The 15,364-nt window shown below is 55.2% G+C and carries 17 protein-coding genes; 9 read left to right on the plus strand and 8 right to left on the minus strand.

Annotated elements, in window-relative coordinates; translation table 11 throughout:
* Window positions 1-56 precede the first annotated feature (56 nt).
* The 5 genes from hypE to hypA form a co-directional block, all read right to left on the minus strand.
* Window positions 57-1,067, minus strand: a complete 1,011-nt coding sequence (hypE, locus tag OGY08_RS20945; protein ID WP_125363114.1) for a hydrogenase expression/formation protein HypE — start codon at window positions 1,065-1,067, stop codon at window positions 57-59.
* Window positions 1,064-2,185: a hydrogenase formation protein HypD gene (hypD, locus tag OGY08_RS20950; protein ID WP_003825899.1), complete on the minus strand. Its 1,122-nt coding sequence runs from the start codon at window positions 2,183-2,185 to the stop codon at window positions 1,064-1,066. Before hypD ends, hypE begins: the two co-directional genes overlap by 4 nt.
* Window positions 2,186-2,458 carry a hydrogenase 3 maturation protein HypC gene (hypC, locus tag OGY08_RS20955; protein ID WP_032944747.1) on the minus strand — a complete coding sequence of 91 codons (273 nt, stop codon included), beginning with the start codon at window positions 2,456-2,458 and terminating at the stop codon, window positions 2,186-2,188. It abuts the gene before it with no gap.
* Window positions 2,449-3,321 carry a hydrogenase nickel incorporation protein HypB gene (hypB, locus tag OGY08_RS20960; RefSeq protein WP_003037409.1) on the minus strand — a complete coding sequence of 291 codons (873 nt, stop codon included), beginning with the start codon at window positions 3,319-3,321 and terminating at the stop codon, window positions 2,449-2,451. Before hypB ends, hypC begins: the two co-directional genes overlap by 10 nt.
* 103 nt (window positions 3,322-3,424) lie before the next feature.
* Window positions 3,425-3,796 carry a hydrogenase maturation nickel metallochaperone HypA gene (gene hypA, locus OGY08_RS20965; protein ID WP_008785634.1) on the minus strand — a complete coding sequence of 124 codons (372 nt, stop codon included), beginning with the start codon at window positions 3,794-3,796 and terminating at the stop codon, window positions 3,425-3,427.
* Window positions 3,797-3,994: 198 nt separating this feature from the next.
* On the opposite strand from hypA, the gene hycA reads away from it, so the two are divergent.
* From hycA to hycI, 9 genes are all read left to right on the plus strand, one after another.
* Window positions 3,995-4,453 (plus strand): formate hydrogenlyase regulator HycA, encoded by a 459-nt coding sequence (gene hycA / locus OGY08_RS20970; RefSeq protein WP_008785633.1) that lies wholly within the window; start codon window positions 3,995-3,997, stop codon window positions 4,451-4,453.
* A gap of 143 nt (window positions 4,454-4,596) precedes the next feature.
* On the plus strand, window positions 4,597-5,208 hold the full coding sequence (gene hycB, locus OGY08_RS20975) for a formate hydrogenlyase subunit HycB (RefSeq protein WP_003825909.1): 612 nt from the start codon (window positions 4,597-4,599) through the stop codon (window positions 5,206-5,208).
* Complete coding sequence (gene hycC, locus OGY08_RS20980; RefSeq protein ID WP_003825912.1) at window positions 5,205-7,031, plus strand: formate hydrogenlyase subunit 3; 1,827 nt, start codon at window positions 5,205-5,207, stop codon at window positions 7,029-7,031. Before hycB ends, hycC begins: the two co-directional genes overlap by 4 nt.
* Window positions 7,032-7,033: 2 nt before the next feature.
* Window positions 7,034-7,957 carry a respiratory chain complex I subunit 1 family protein gene (locus OGY08_RS20985; RefSeq protein ID WP_003825914.1) on the plus strand — a complete coding sequence of 308 codons (924 nt, stop codon included), beginning with the start codon at window positions 7,034-7,036 and terminating at the stop codon, window positions 7,955-7,957.
* Window positions 7,958-7,974: 17 nt separating this feature from the next.
* Window positions 7,975-9,684: a formate hydrogenlyase subunit HycE gene (gene hycE, locus OGY08_RS20990; RefSeq protein WP_003037393.1), complete on the plus strand. Its 1,710-nt coding sequence runs from the start codon at window positions 7,975-7,977 to the stop codon at window positions 9,682-9,684.
* A gap of 9 nt (window positions 9,685-9,693) precedes the next feature.
* The gene (hycF, locus tag OGY08_RS20995; protein ID WP_125363113.1) at window positions 9,694-10,236 is read left to right on the plus strand and encodes a formate hydrogenlyase subunit HycF; all 543 of its coding nucleotides are present in this window, start codon (window positions 9,694-9,696) and stop codon (window positions 10,234-10,236) included.
* A complete protein-coding gene (hycG, locus tag OGY08_RS21000) occupies window positions 10,236-11,003 on the plus strand; it encodes a formate hydrogenlyase subunit HycG (RefSeq protein ID WP_003037388.1) in 768 nt (255 codons plus the stop codon). Before hycF ends, hycG begins: the two co-directional genes overlap by 1 nt.
* Window positions 11,000-11,410 carry a formate hydrogenlyase maturation HycH family protein gene (locus OGY08_RS21005; RefSeq protein WP_003037385.1) on the plus strand — a complete coding sequence of 137 codons (411 nt, stop codon included), beginning with the start codon at window positions 11,000-11,002 and terminating at the stop codon, window positions 11,408-11,410. The genes hycG and OGY08_RS21005 overlap by 4 nt, the downstream gene beginning before the upstream one ends.
* Window positions 11,403-11,873 (plus strand): hydrogenase maturation peptidase HycI, encoded by a 471-nt coding sequence (hycI, locus tag OGY08_RS21010; RefSeq protein ID WP_003037382.1) that lies wholly within the window; start codon window positions 11,403-11,405, stop codon window positions 11,871-11,873. The genes OGY08_RS21005 and hycI overlap by 8 nt, the downstream gene beginning before the upstream one ends.
* A 56-nt stretch (window positions 11,874-11,929) precedes the next feature.
* Here the strand turns inward: hycI and OGY08_RS21015 are convergent, their stop codons facing one another.
* The 3 genes from OGY08_RS21015 to ascF all read right to left on the minus strand — a co-directional run bounded on the left by OGY08_RS21015 (window position 11,930) and on the right by ascF (window position 15,243).
* Complete coding sequence (locus tag OGY08_RS21015; RefSeq protein ID WP_008785630.1) at window positions 11,930-12,169, minus strand: SymE family type I addiction module toxin; 240 nt, start codon at window positions 12,167-12,169, stop codon at window positions 11,930-11,932.
* A 172-nt stretch (window positions 12,170-12,341) separates the two neighbouring features.
* Entirely contained in the window at window positions 12,342-13,766 is a 1,425-nt protein-coding gene (locus tag OGY08_RS21020; protein WP_008785629.1) for a 6-phospho-beta-glucosidase, read from the minus strand.
* A gap of 22 nt (window positions 13,767-13,788) precedes the next feature.
* Window positions 13,789-15,243 carry a PTS cellobiose/arbutin/salicin transporter subunit IIBC gene (gene ascF, locus OGY08_RS21025; protein WP_125363112.1) on the minus strand — a complete coding sequence of 485 codons (1,455 nt, stop codon included), beginning with the start codon at window positions 15,241-15,243 and terminating at the stop codon, window positions 13,789-13,791.
* Window positions 15,244-15,364 lie beyond the last annotated feature (121 nt).

Genomic DNA, 15,364 nt, shown 5'->3' on the forward strand with positions numbered 1-15,364 from the left:
CCGGATGTTGACGCTAATGCGTCTTATCCGGCCTACAGCATGCTGCCAACCGGCTGCTAGCATATACGAGGTAATGGTTCGGCGTGTGGTAAATCGAGGGTTCGTTTCACGCCGTAGAGTCCGGCAAGACGAACACCTTTGCGTTCGACCACTTCACCAATCATTGCGGCATCGCACCCTAACGGATGCGCGCGCAGCGCGGTAAGCACGGTTTCAGCGGCCTGGCGTTCAACGGCAATCACCAGTTTGCCTTCGTTAGCAAAGTTGAGCGCATCCAGACCCAGCAGCTCGCAAACGCCACGCACCGCTGGCTTCACGGGCAGAGCAGCTTCCGACAGCTCAATACCAAATCCGCATGCAGCGGCAAATTCATGCGTGACCGCATTCACGCCGCCACGGGTGGCGTCACGAAGCGCCTTCACGCCAGGAATATCACGCAGCGTCTGGATAAGAGGTGTTAACACCGCGCAGTCGCTGACCAGTTCGCCATCCAGACCCAATTGCTCGCGTAGGTTAAGGATAGTTGCGCCGTGATCGCCAAGAGAGCCACTGACCAGCAGCACATCACCCACGCTGAGAGTCTGTGCACCCCAGTGAATGTTGGCGGGAATTGCCCCCATTCCGGCAGTGTTAATGAACAGCTTGTCTGCTGCACCACGCTGCACGACTTTGGTATCGCCAGTCACGATGGCGATGCCTGCTTCGCGCGCGGTTGCTGCCATGCTGTTAACAACGGTTTTCAGTGTCTCCATCGGCAGACCCTCTTCGAGGATAAAACCGCAGGAGAGGTAGCGTGGAATAGCCCCGCTGACCGCTACGTCGTTAGCCGTACCGCAGATGGCCAGCTTGCCGATATTGCCGCCGGGGAAGAACAACGGATCGATAACGTAGCTGTCAGTTGAAAACGCCAGACGATCGCCTTCTGCCACCAGTTGTGCCAGTTCCAGACGCGCTTGATCTTCTTGTTCCGCCAGCCACGGATTCGCGAAAGCCTCCATAAACAGACTGTTGATCAACTGCTGCATAGCCTGACCGCCGCTACCGTGGGCGAGTTGTACGCTGCTCATGCTTCACACTCCTGCTGACGATACTGATACCAGGCGGCACATGCGCCTTCTGAGGAGACCATCAGGGCGCCAAACGCGGTCTCCGGGTTACACGTTTTGCCAAACAACGGGCACTGATGTGGTTTACATCTGCCTGTCAGCACTTCCCCACAACGCGCGCGCGGATCGTCATACACCTGCTGCGGCGCTGGCTGGAAATGTGCTTCGGCATCAAAGCGCTGATAGTCCGGCGTCAGGTGAACGCCAGAGGATTCGATAACGCCCAGACCGCGCCATTCGCTGTCACCATTGACGCAGAACACCTCGGCAATGGCCTGTTGCGCTAACGCGTTACCGGCATCCGGTACCACGCGGCGGTACTGGTTTTCTACCTGGCTTTGGGCTGCAATTTTCTGCTCAATTAACATCACTACGCCTTGCAGGAGATCGAGCGGTTCAAAACCGGCGACCACCAGCGGGCGATGGAAATCTGAAGCAATGAAATTATAGGCGTCGGTGCCAATCACCATGCTGACGTGGCCCGGCGCTAAAAAGGCGTCGATACCGTTGTCCGGCTGTTCCAGAAGGCTGCGCAGCGTAGGGATAAGCGTGATGTGCTGGCAGAAAAAGTAAAAGTTCTGCACGTCACGCTGCTTTGCCTGTTGCAGGGTGATAGCGGTCGTTGGCATTGTGGTTTCAAAACCCAGGCCAAAGAACACCACTTTACGCGTTGGGTTTTCCTGCGCCAGCTTCAGTGCATCCATCGGTGAATAGACAATACGGATATCCGCACCGCGCGCCTTGGCTTGCAGCAGGGAGCCTTGCTTACCCGGGACGCGCATAGCGTCGCCAAAGGTGCAGAAAATCACTTCTGGATGGCTGGCAATTTCTACACAGCTGTCGATTCTGCCCATCGGCAGAACGCAAACCGGGCAACCCGGACCATGAATAAACTCCACGTTTTCCGGTAGCAACTGGTCGAGCCCGAATTTGAAGATAGCGTGGGTATGACCACCACAAACTTCCATGATCCGCAGCGGGCGTTCAGCCGTGTAGGAGAGGTGGGCGGCACGTTCGCACAGGTGCTCTATCAACTGCATCACCTGTTCTGGTGCGCGGTATTCGTCAACAAAACGCATTTATTTTTCCTCGCCGTACAGCAACGCGCCGACATCCGGCTCAACGTCAAACATGTTTTGCAGCGCGTCGAGCGTATCGCGCGCTTCAGCTTCATTAATGATGCTCATGGCAAAACCGACGTGGACCAGTACCCACTGGCCGATGCGCGGTTGACCATGTTCATCACAGCTACCGACCAGCGTCAGGTCGACGTCGCGCTGAATACCGCAGACGTCGACTTTGGCCTGGTTGCCATCAATGGTGCGGATTTGACCCGGAACACCTATGCACATCGCTGCGTCTCCAGCCAGGAGAGCCATTGATCCATCCCTTCACCACTGGTGGCGGAAATTAGGATAATCTCAATCCCCGGGTTCACTTCCCGGGCGCTGGCGATGCATTTTTCAACGTCAAAATTGAGGTACGGCAATAGATCCACTTTGTTGAGCAGCATCAGCGATGCGGCGGCAAACATATGCGGGTATTTCAGCGGTTTGTCTTCACCTTCGGTTACTGAAAGCACGGCCACTTTATGGCGCTCGCCGAGGTCGAAGCTGGCCGGGCAGACCAGGTTGCCGACGTTTTCAATGAACAGAATACCGTTATCGTCAAGCGGCAAACGCGGCGCGGCGTCAGCAATCATTTGTGCGTCAAGGTGGCAACCTTTACCGGTGTTGACCTGAATGGCGGGTGTGCCTGTGGCGCGAATACGGGCGGCATCGTTCACCGTTTGCTGGTCACCTTCAATAACGGCGCACGGCACGCTATCTTTCAGCTTCATCAGCGTTTCGGTCAGCAGGGTAGTTTTACCAGAGCCCGGGCTTGAAACAAGGTTCAGCACCAGATGCTGACGGGCCGCAAAGCGGGCACGGTTGCGCTCGGCGAGGCGGTTGTTTTTGTCCAGTACGTCAATTTCCACTTCCAGCATACGGCGTTGGCTCATACCTGGTGCGTGGGTTCCGGCCTCACCGTGACCGTAGTGCAAATCGCCTTCTTCAGTCTGGCTCGGGGTGAAATTTGAGGTCTTCACACCGGTAATATTCAGCGCCGGACGAGCCGCCGGGGCAAATGGCGCGCTGCGAAACGCCGAGTGGGGATTATGCTCATCACCCTCTATATATAGGTTGCCTTCAGCGCAACCACATGTCGTACACATCGCTCACTCCTGATCTTTTTACTTGCGATACATCTGTTGCCGGATGGCTGCGTTGCCTTATCCGGCCTACAAACGAGCTGTTTCTGTAGGCTGGATAAGACGCTTAAGCGTCGCCATCAGGCGCTGGAGTTTCATCTATTTCAATACGTCGAATCTGTAAGCCGTCATCGGCCACAATTCTCAGCATATCGCTGTTGCATTGCGGGCATCGGCGCACGCGTTGCGTCAGTAACGTGACGTATTGCTGACAAGATTCGCACCAACATTCGGCTTCTTGTTCTTCGAGGTGGAGTTTACAACCTTCTGCAAGGGTCCCGCGGCATACCAGATCAAAACAAAAGGAGAGAGCGCTGGTTTCTACGCAAGAAAATGCGCCAATTTTGAGCCAGACCCCAGTTACTCGCTTAGCACCGTGTTGCGTGGCCTGTTGTTCAATCAATTCCAGTGCCCGTTGGCAGAGGGTTATTTCGTGCATACCGCCTCCTGTGAAGTTGCCGTATTAAAAGCAATAAGCATGCCAGGTTGAATTTTTTCATTCGTGACAATGACGACGATGACGAAATGACATGTCGTCACCCGCCTTTGATTTTTTATCTATATGAAAATTAAGTGATTTAATTTTGGCATGAAATGTGCTTAAGGCTGTTCATCTCTGCTAAACGGGTAACCTGACATGACTATTTGGGAAATAAGCGAAAAAGCCGATTACATCGCTGAACGGCATCGTCGCCTACAGGACCAGTGGCGTATTTACTGCAACTCGCTGGTTCAGGGGATCACCCTGTCAAAAGCGCGTTTGCATCATGCGATGAGCTGCGCACCGGACAAGGATCTCTGCTTCGTCCTTTTTGAACACTTCACTATCTACGTCACGCTGGCGGACGGCTTTAACAGCCATACCATCGAATACTACGTCGAAACGAAAGACGGTGATGATAAGCAGCTGATTGCACAGGCAGAATTGACTATCGACGGTAAGGTCGATGAGCGTATTAGCAACCGCGATCGCGAGCAGGTGCTGGAGCACTATCTCGAAAAAATCGCCACCGTCTACGACAGCCTGTACACCGCGGTTGAGAACAATATGCCGGTGAATTTAAGCCAGCTGGTTGAGGGACATAGCCCGGCTTAAGCCTCGGGTGCTGCCCACTTTGTCATGGTGCGGTCTACATACCGCGTCACGACGTTTTAGGGAATGGGCATGTCGAAAAATGTCGAAATGACATTTGGTAGACATGTTTTCGTCAAAAATGACTATCACCTGAGGAATGCCTGGTGAATCGTTTTGTAATTGCTGACTCCACTCTTTGTATTGGCTGCCACACCTGTGAAGCCGCCTGCTCAGAGACACATCGCCAGCATGGCCTGCAGTCAATGCCGCGCCTGAAAGTGATGTTAAATGAAAAAGAATCCGCGCCGCAGCTTTGCCACCAGTGTGAAGATGCGCCTTGCGCCACCGTGTGTCCGGTTAATGCCATTAACCGCGTTGATGGCGCCGTACAGCTGAACGAAAGCCTGTGCGTAAGCTGCAAACTGTGCGGGATCGCTTGTCCGTTTGGCGCGATAGAGTTTTCCGGTAGCCGTCCGCTACACATTCCGGCAAACGCCAATACGCCAAAAGCGCCTCCGGCTCCGCCAGCGCCTGCTCGCGTGAGTTCGCTGTTGGACTGGGTTCCTGGCGTTCGTGCCATCGCGGTGAAATGCGATCTGTGTAGTTTTGACGAGCAAGGTCCTGCCTGCGTGCGCATGTGTCCGACCAAAGCCCTGCATCTGGTGAGCAACATGGATATCGCCCGCGCCAGCAAACGTAAGCGAGAGCTGACTTTCAATACCGATTTCGGCGATCTCACCTTGTTTCAGCAGGCTCAGAGTGGGGATGCAAAATGAGCGCAATTTCACTGATTAACAGCGGCGTAGCCTGGTTTACAGCGGCTGCGGTTCTGGCATTTCTGTTTTCATTTCATAAATCGCTGAGCGGCTGGATTGCTGGGGTTGGCGGTGCAGTCGGCAGCCTGTGTACGGCAGCCGCGGGTTTTACCGTTCTGACTAATGCGCTGGCAGTGAGCGGCGTGATGCCGTTTATTGGTCACAGTCTGCAAATTACTCCGCTTAATGCTATCTGGCTGATTACACTGGGCCTGTGCGGCCTGTTTGTCAGCCTGTACAACATTGACTGGCATCGTCATCCGCAGGTGAAAGCTAACGGCCTGCTGGTGAATCTGCTGATGGCCGCGGCGGTATGTGCGGTGGTTGCCAGCAACCTCGGTACGCTGGTGGTGATGGCGGAAATCATGGCGCTGTGTGCCGTGTTCCTTACCGGATGCAGTAAAGAAGGCAAACTGTGGTTTGCACTGGGGCGTATTGGTACGCTGCTGCTGGCGGTCGCCTGCTACCTGGTGTGGCAACGTTACGGCACACTGGAGCTGCGTCTGCTAGACCTGCGCACCCAGGAGCTGCCGCTCGGGTCTGACATCTGGCTGCTGGGCGTGGCAGGTTTTGGCCTGCTGGCCGGGATTATTCCGCTGCACGGTTGGGTGCCACAGGCACACGCCAATGCCAGCGCACCGGCTGCGGCGCTGTTCTCTACCGTCGTCATGAAGGTTGGTCTGCTGGGTATTCTCTCCCTGTCGCTGCTGGGCGGTAACGCGCCGCTGTGGTGGGGGATTACGCTGCTGGTGCTGGGCATGATCACCGCGTTTGTTGGTGGTCTGTATGCGCTGATGGAACACAATATCCAGCGCCTGCTGGCGTACCACACGCTGGAAAACATCGGCATTATTCTGCTGGGTCTGGGCGCTGGCGTGACCGGAATTTCCCTGAATCAACCGGCGCTGATCGCGCTGGGTTTGACCGGCGGTCTGTACCACCTGGTAAACCACAGCCTGTTCAAAAGCGTTCTGTTCCTGGGGGCTGGCAGCATCTGGTTCCGTACCGGTCATCGTGATATCGAAAAACTGGGCGGTATCGGTAAACGTATGCCGGTTATCTCGCTGGCGATGCTGGTTGGTCTGATGGCGATGGCCGCACTGCCGCCGCTGAACGGTTTTGCCGGTGAGTGGGTTATCTACCAATCCTTCTTTAAGCTTGGCAACAGCGGCGCGTTTGTCGGTAGCCTGTTAGGACCGTTGCTGGCGGTAGGGCTGGCAATTACCGGCGCGCTGGCGGTGATGTGTATGGCGAAAGTCTATGGCGTTACGTTCCTTGGCGCACCGCGCACGAAGGAAGCTGAAAATGCCTGCTGCGCGCCAATCCTGATGGGAGTGAGCGTCGTCGCGCTGGCTATCTGCTGCGTGATTGGCGGCGTTGCTGCGCCGTGGCTGCTGCCGATGATCTCCTCTGCCGTTCCGCTGCCGTTGGAAACCGCGAACACCACCGTTTCTCAGCCAATGATCACGCTGCTGCTGATCGCGTGTCCGCTGCTGCCGTTCATCATCATGGCCATTTTCAAAGGCAACCGTCTGCCGTCGCGTTCACGCGGTGCTGCATGGGTGTGTGGTTACGATCACGAGCAGTCAATGGTGATTACCGCGCACGGTTTTGCTATGCCGGTGAAAGAAGCCTTTGCCCCGGTACTCAAACTGCGTAAATGGCTGAACCCGGTATCACTGGTTCCGGGCTGGCAGAATGCGGCTGCACCGGTGCTGTTCCGTCGCCTGGCGCTGATTGAGCTGGCGGTGCTGGTGGTGATTGTGGTTTCACGAGGAGCCTGAGAATGAGTGTTTTATATCCGTTAATTCAGGCGCTGGTGCTGTTTGCCGTTGCGCCGCTGCTGTCCGGTGTTACCCGCGTGGCGCGTGCGCGTTTGCACAATCGCCGCGGTCCGGGCGTTTTGCAGGAATACCGCGACATTATCAAACTGCTGGGCCGTCAGAGCATTGCGCCTGCGGATTCCAGCTGGGTTTTCCGCCTGACGCCGTTTGTGATGGTGGGCGTGATGCTGACTATCGCCACTGCGTTGCCGGTAGTGACCGTTGGCTCGCCGCTGCCACAACTGGGCGATCTGATCACCTTAATTTACCTGTTCGCCATCGCCCGTTTCTTCTTCTCTATCGCGGGACTGGATACCGGTAGCCCGTTTACCGCCATTGGCGCCAGCCGTGAAGCGATGCTCGGCGTGCTGGTTGAACCTATCCTGCTGCTGGGGCTTTGGGTAGCGGCACAGGTTGCGGGTTCAACCCATATCAGCAATATCGCCGATACCATTTACCACTGGCCTGCTGCGCGCAGCATCCCGCTGATTCTGGCACTGTGCGCCTGTGCTTTCGCCACCTTTATCGAAATGGGCAAACTGCCGTTCGATCTGGCGGAAGCAGAGCAGGAGCTGCAGGAAGGTCCATTGACTGAATACAGCGGCAGTGGTTTTGCCGTGCTGAAGTGGGGCATTAGCCTCAAACAGCTGGTCGTTCTGCAAATGTTCGTTGGCGTGTTCCTGCCGTGGGGACAGATGGAAACCTTCACCGCTGGTGGACTGCTGCTGGCGCTGGTGATTGCCGTCGTCAAGCTGGTCCTCGGCGTGCTGGTCATCGCCCTGTTCGAAAACAGCATGGCGCGTCTGCGTTTTTGCGCCACTTCACGCGTGACCTGGGCCGGTTTTGGGTTTGCGTTTTTAGCGTTCGTCTCCTTGCTGGTGGCGTGATTTAAGAGAGTTTGAGCATGTCTGAAGAAAAATTAGGTCAACAATATCTCGCTGCGCTGCACCAGGCCTTTCCGGGCGTGGTGCTGGATGAAGCCTGGCAGACCAAAGATCAGCTGACGATCACCGTCAAGGTGAACTACCTGCCGGAAGTGGTGGAGTTCCTGTACTACAAACAGGGCGGCTGGTTATCCGTGCTGTTTGGTAACGACGAACGTCAGCTGTGCGGTCATTACGCCGTTTATTACGTGATGTCGATGGAGCAGGGCACCAAGTGCTGGATAACCGTCCGCGTTGAAGTCGATGCCAATAAACTGGAGTTCCCGTCCGTCACGCCGCGCGTTCCAGCAGCGGTCTGGGGCGAGCGTGAAGTGCGCGACATGTACGGTTTGATTCCGGTTGGTTTACCGGATGAGCGCCGTCTGGTGTTACCGGATGACTGGCCGGACGAACTCTATCCGCTGCGTAAAGACAGCATGGATTATCGTCAGCGCCCGGCGCCGACTACCGATGCTGAAACCTACGAGTTCATCAACGAACTGGGCGACAAGAAAAATAACGTGGTGCCGATTGGCCCGTTGCACGTCACCTCCGATGAACCCGGTCACTTCCGCCTGTTTGTTGACGGTGAGAACATCATCGACGCCGATTACCGTCTGTTCTATGTCCACCGCGGCATGGAGAAACTGGCGGAAACCCGCATGGGTTACAACGAAGTGACGTTCCTGTCAGATCGCGTGTGCGGCATCTGCGGCTTTGCGCATAGCACCGCTTATACCACCTCCGTTGAGAATGCGATGGGCATCGTGGTGCCGGAACGTGCGCAGATGATCCGCGCCATTCTGCTGGAAGTTGAGCGTCTGCACTCGCACCTGCTCAACCTCGGCCTGGCCTGTCACTTCACCGGTTTTGACTCCGGCTTTATGCAGTTCTTCCGCGTGCGTGAAACGTCGATGAAGATGGCGGAGATCCTCACCGGGGCACGTAAAACCTACGGTCTGAACCTGATCGGCGGTATCCGTCGTGATCTGCTGAAAGAAGATATGATCCAGACCCGTCAACTGGCGCAGCAGATGCGTCGTGACGTGCAGGAACTGGTCGATATGCTGCTCAGCACGCCGAACATGGAACAGCGTACCGTTGGTATTGGTCGTCTTGATCCGGAAATTGCCCGTGACTTCAGTAACGTCGGCCCGATGGTTCGCGCCAGCGGCCACGCGCGTGACACCCGCGCCGATCACCCGTTTGTCGGTTATGGTCTGCTGCCGATGGAAGTTCACAGCGAGCAGGGCTGCGACGTTATTTCTCGCCTGAAAGTCCGTATCAATGAAGTCTACACCGCACTGAATATGATCGACTTTGGTCTGGACAACCTGCCGGGCGGTCCGCTGATGGTGGAAGGCTTTACCTATATTCCTCACCGTTTCGCACTGGGCTTTGCTGAAGCGCCGCGTGGAGATGACATCCACTGGAGCATGACCGGCGACAACCAGAAACTGTATCGCTGGCGCTGCCGTGCGGCGACCTACGCCAACTGGCCGACGCTGCGCTACATGCTGCGTGGCAATACCGTTTCCGATGCCCCGCTGATTATCGGTAGCCTCGATCCTTGCTACTCCTGTACTGACCGTATGACTGTGGTCGATGTGCGTAAGAAGAAGAGCAAAGTCGTGCCGTACAAAGAACTTGAGCGCTACAGCATCGAGCGTAAAAACTCGCCGCTGAAATAAGGAATCGCCATGTTTACCTTTATCAAAAAAGTCATCAAAACCGGGGCGCCGACGTCGTCGTATCCGCTGGAGCCGATTGCGGTCGATAAAAACTTCCGTGGCAAACCGGAACATAATCCGCAGCAGTGCATCGGCTGCGCGGCCTGTGTGAATGCGTGCCCGTCGAACGCGTTGACGGTGGAAACCGATCTGGTCACCAATGAGCTGGCGTGGCAGTTCAACCTTGGGCGCTGCATTTTCTGCGCCCGCTGCGAAGAAGTCTGCCCGACAGCGGCGATCAAGCTGTCGCAGGAGTATGAGCTGGCGGTGTGGAAGAAAGATGATTTCCTGCAGCAGTCCCGCTTTGCGCTGTGTAATTGCCGCGTATGTAACCGTCCTTTTGCGGTGCAAAAAGAGATTGATTACGCCATTGCGCTGCTCAAGCACAACGGTGACAGCCGCGCGGAAAACCACCGTGAAAGCTTTGAGACCTGCCCGGATTGTAAGCGCCAGAAATGTCTGGTGCCGTCTGACCGTATTGAACTGACTCGCCATATGAAAGAGGCCAGCTGATGAGCAATTTATTAGGCCCACGTGACGCCAACGGTATTCCGGTACCGATGACGGTGGATGAATCCATTGCCAGCATGAAAGCATCGCTGCTGAAAAGCATCAAGCGTTCAGCGTATGTTTACCGCGTGGACTGCGGCGGCTGCAACGGTTGCGAAATCGAAATCTTTGCTACGCTTTCTCCGCTGTTTGATGCCGAACGTTTTGGCATCAAAGTCGTCCCGTCACCGCGCCATGCGGATATTCTGCTGTTTACCGGCGCGGTAACCCGTGCCATGCGCTCTCCGGCGCTGCGTGCCTGGCAGTCTGCGCCAGATCCGAAAATTTGTATCTCTTACGGTGCTTGTGGGAACAGCGGCGGTATCTTCCACGATTTATACTGCGTATGGGGCGGCACGGACAAAATCGTACCGGTGGACGTGTATATTCCAGGTTGTCCGCCGACGCCTGCGGCAACGCTGTATGGTTTTGCCATGGCGTTGGGTCTGCTGGAGCAAAAAATTCACGCGCGTGCACCGGGTGAACTGGACGAACAGCCGGCGGAAATTCTGCATCCGGACATGGTTCAGCCGCTGCGCGTGAAGGTGGATCGTGAAGCTCGCCGCTTGGCGGGATACCGCTATGGTCGCCAGATTGCTGATGACTATATGACGCAGTTAGGGCAGGGTGAACATCAGGTGGCGCGCTGGCTGGAAGCGGAAAACGATCCGCGTCTGACCGAAATCGTCACGCATCTTAACCATGTAGTCGAAGAGGCGCGTATCCGATGAGTGAAACGGTGGTGTTCAGTCAACTGAGCCGTAAGTTTATTGATGAGAACGATGCGACGCCCGCTGAGGCTCAGCAGGTTGTCTATTACAGCCTGGCGATTGGTCACCACCTTGGGATCATCGATTGCCTGGAAGCGGCGTTAACTTGTCCATGGGACGAATATCTGGCATGGATTGCTACCCTTGCTGAGGGAAGCGAAGCCCGCCGGAAAATGGAAGGCGTGCCGAAATACGGCGAGATCGTTATCGATTTCAACCATGTACAAATGCTGGCGCGCGCGTTCGATGATGCGCGTGCCGTGCAGACCCCGCAGCAGCAGGAGTGGAGCAAGCTGATGCTTAGCATGCTGCACGACATACACCAGGAAAGCGCCATCTATCTGATGGTGAGGAGACACCGTGACTGACGTTTTATTATGTGTGGGTAACAGCATGATGGGCGATGACGGCGCGGGCCCGCTGCTGGCTGAAATGTGTGCTGCAAATCCTCAAGGCAACTGGGTTGTCATCGACGGCGGTAGCGCGCCGGAGAACGATATTGTCGCCATCCGTGAACTGCGTCCGCAACGTTTGTTGATTGTTGATGCCACCGATATGGGGCTGAACCCCGGTGAAATCCGCATTATCGATCCTGATGACATTGCCGAGATGTTCATGATGACCACCCACAACATGCCGCTGAACTACCTGGTAGATCAGCTGAAAGACGATGTTGGTGAGGTGATTTTCCTCGGCATTCAACCGGACATCGTCGGTTTTTACTACCCGATGACACAGCCGATCAAAGATGCGGTTGATACCGTCTATCAACGATTAGCCGGTTGGGAAGGACACGGCGGATTCTCCGAGCTGGAAGCACCAGAAGAGTAAACCGTATCAGTGCCGGATGTGAACGACATCCGGCCTGTTTTCCCAGTGTATCCTCGTCATTCAATTGCCTGCTCAATAATTAATTTCCCCTGCATCACTGATACATTCACTGCTGTACCGGTCGGAAATCCAGCTTGTTCCAGCCAGTCGCCGTTCAGCGTGAGTGAGGCGTGACGACTGATTCGTCGCGTATAACCCGTTTTTGGATCTTCATGGCGTTTTCTGACATAGCTGACTTTCAAGCGACGTACCGGTTTGGTGATTGCCACCGCTGTTTTGCCCTTTTTATCAAACATGCACGCTTCCTTGTGGTGAATGGCCAGGATTAAAAATTACTGAATAAAATGCCAGTAAAAAAGGGGGAGGGCAAACCTGAAACTGGAAGGACGATTCCACATCCGGAATGTAATAAATGAAATGAAAATAAGCACTTCTGCCGGAAGGCTGTAACCCCCTCCGGCAGATTCGTCATGCCAGATCGGCACCGTTACTGGCGATGACTTTTTTGTACCACCAGAATGATTTCTTACGGGTGCGCGCCAGCGTGCCGTTGCCCGCGTCATCGCGGTCCACATACACAAAACCGTAGCGTTTGCTCATCTCACCGGTTGAGGCAGAAACCAGATCGATACAGCCCCAGGAGGTGTAACCCATCAGCGGCACGCCATCTTCAATCGCGTCTGCCATGGCGCGAATATGTTCGCGTAAATAGCTGATGCGATAGTCGTCATTGATCTCACCGTTAGCATCGATTTCATCTTTCGCTCCCAGCCCGTTTTCCACCAGAAACAGCGGTTTCTGGTAGCGGTCATACATCATATTCATGGTGATGCGCAGGCCGAGCGGATCGATTCCCCAGCCCCATTCACTGGCGGCAATGTACGGATTACGCAGCGACTTCACCACGTTGGCAGCGCTGGTATTGCCCGTGTTCATTTCAGCGGAGGCGCAGCGCGATGCGTAATAGCTGAAAGAGACGAAATCGACGGTATTTTTCAGGATGTCGTCATCTTCCGGGGCTTTTTCGATTACCACGCCTTTTTCGCGAAAAACGCGGGCAGAGTATGCCGGGTAGGCCCCGCGCGCCTGCACATCAATGAAGAACAGGTTTTCACGGTCTTTTTCCAGTGCGGTCCACACATCTTCCGGCTTACACGAGTAAGGATAAAAATTACCGCCAGCCAGCATACAACCGACCTGGTTTTGCGGATTAATTTCATGGGCTATTTTAGTCGCCAGGGCGCTGGCTATCAGTTCGTGGTGAGCGGACTGATATTTCACCTGATCCTGATTTTCACCTTCTTCAAATACCAGCCCGGCGCCTGAAAAGGGGCTGTGCAGCATGATGTTGATTTCGTTGAACGTCAGCCAGTACTTCACCAGACCGTCAAAGGCCTCGAAGCAGGTACGGGCGTAGCGGGTAAAGAACTCCACCATTTTGCGGTTACGCCAGGAGCCGTACTCGGTGACCAGATGCATAGGCACATCGAAGTGACACAGCGTGACTAATGGCTCAATACCGTATTTTTTACACTCGGCAAACACGGCGCGATAAAACGCGATTCCGTCTTCATTCGGCGTCAGCTCGTCGCCGTTAGGGTAGAGGCGGCTCCAGGCAATGGAAGTACGAAAAACCGTAAACCCCATTTCCGCCATCAGTGCGATATCTTCTTTATAGCGATGATAAAAGTCGATCGCCTGATGGCTGGGATAAAATTCGTCATCCCGCAGCGTAAAGCGCTTTTCCTGACCCAGTTTGACTGGCATGCGGTGTGTGCCGTGGGGGATCATATCGACGGTAGTCAGCCCTTTGCCGCCTTCCCGGTATGCCCCTTCAGACTGGTTGGCGGCCAGTGCGCCGCCCCATAAAAATCCTTGCGGAAAAACAGACATAATTAACCTCAGTTCATACCAGTCAAATGCTGGCTCCATTGATATTGCCCGGTTGTGCGGCCTGGTTTTTTCTGGCCTGCGCGGCTGCATCTTCGACAGGAATATCTTCAAAGCCGAGAATCAGCGTTAGTACAAAAGAAAGCACTACCGCCAGCGCCATCACGCCAAATACCCAAACGATGGTCATCGGATTGGCCGGATCGAAAAACTGGACGCTGGTGAACAGACCTGGAGCCGCCATGGAGTGGCTTGCAAGCCCGGCCATTCCAGCAACAGCACCGCAGATAAAACCGCTGATAAGGCTCGCAATCAGCGGACGTTTCAAGCGGATTGCCACGCCATATAGCGCGGGTTCGGAAATGCCCGCCATGATGGCTGAGGCGGCAGCTGCTAACGCCGTCTGGCGCAGCTCCGGGTTTTTGGTTTTCCATGCCACTGCCAGCGATGAACCACCTAACGACAAGTTGGCACCGATTTCCGACGGCATCACCATGCCTTCTTTTCCGGTTTCGGCAATGGTCTGAATAATGGTTGGCGTAAAGACACGGTGCATACCGGTCATTACCAGCAGCGGCCACAGAGCGCCCATAATGGCCACTGACAGCCAGCCGAGATAGCCGTGGATGGTATAGACCAGCGCTGAAATCGCGCTACCGATCCAGATACCGATCGGGCCAATGATGACGATGGCGAGCGGGGCGGCGATCAGCACGATCAGCATCGGTTTGAGGAAGTTTTTGGTCACCGCCGGAGTTATACGATCGACCCAACGTTCGATGTATGACAAGCACCAGGTCATGACCAGCGCCGGGATCACCGTGTAGGTGTATTTCACCGCCGTCACTGGGATCAGGGCAAACTCAACGTGCTCACCCTGCGCGGCCTTCGCCATCAGGTCGATAAAGCTGGGATGCACCAGTACGCCCGCGATGGCGATAGCCAGCGACATGTTGGTTTTGAATTTGATAGCGGCCGACGCGGCGACCATCAGCGGCAGGAAGAAGAATGCACCGTCGCCAATGACGGTCAGAATGGTGAGCGTGGACGATCCTTTCACCAGCACGCCGGTCATTTCCAGAACCATCGCCAGCAGCTTGAGCATTGATCCGCCGATAATCGCCGGGATCAACGGCGACATTGTGCCGATCAGCGCATCAAGGATCCCCGCGCCAATCCGCTTCAGCGTCAGTCGGGGTTTGATTTGCGGCTCAGCAGGCTGCATGTTGGCAGGCAACAGGCAGACCACTTCACGATACGCCTGCGAAACGGTGTTGCCGATAATCACCTGGCACTGGTTCTCGTTGCGCACCACGCCCAGCACGCCAGTGAGGGTTTTCAGCGTCGCGCTGTCGACCTGCGAGTCATCTTTGATAACGAAACGCAAACGGGTCATACAGTGGGTCACTGCTGTGATGTTGTCGACGCCTCCCAGAGCCGTCACAACGGAGCGCGCCAGCGCTGCATAATTCTTGGACATCGGATTTAATCCTGTTTTATCAGTAGAGTACGTTATTTTTTATCCGTTTACGTGGATCGCTTTTCTGGGTTGATGAAACGCAGATAGGAAACCGGTTCCACAAAATCATGTTTAAATTGCA

Source organism: Citrobacter sp. Cpo069 (assembly GCF_030332785.1).
GTDB classification, from domain to species: Bacteria; Pseudomonadota; Gammaproteobacteria; order Enterobacterales; family Enterobacteriaceae; genus Citrobacter; species Citrobacter portucalensis.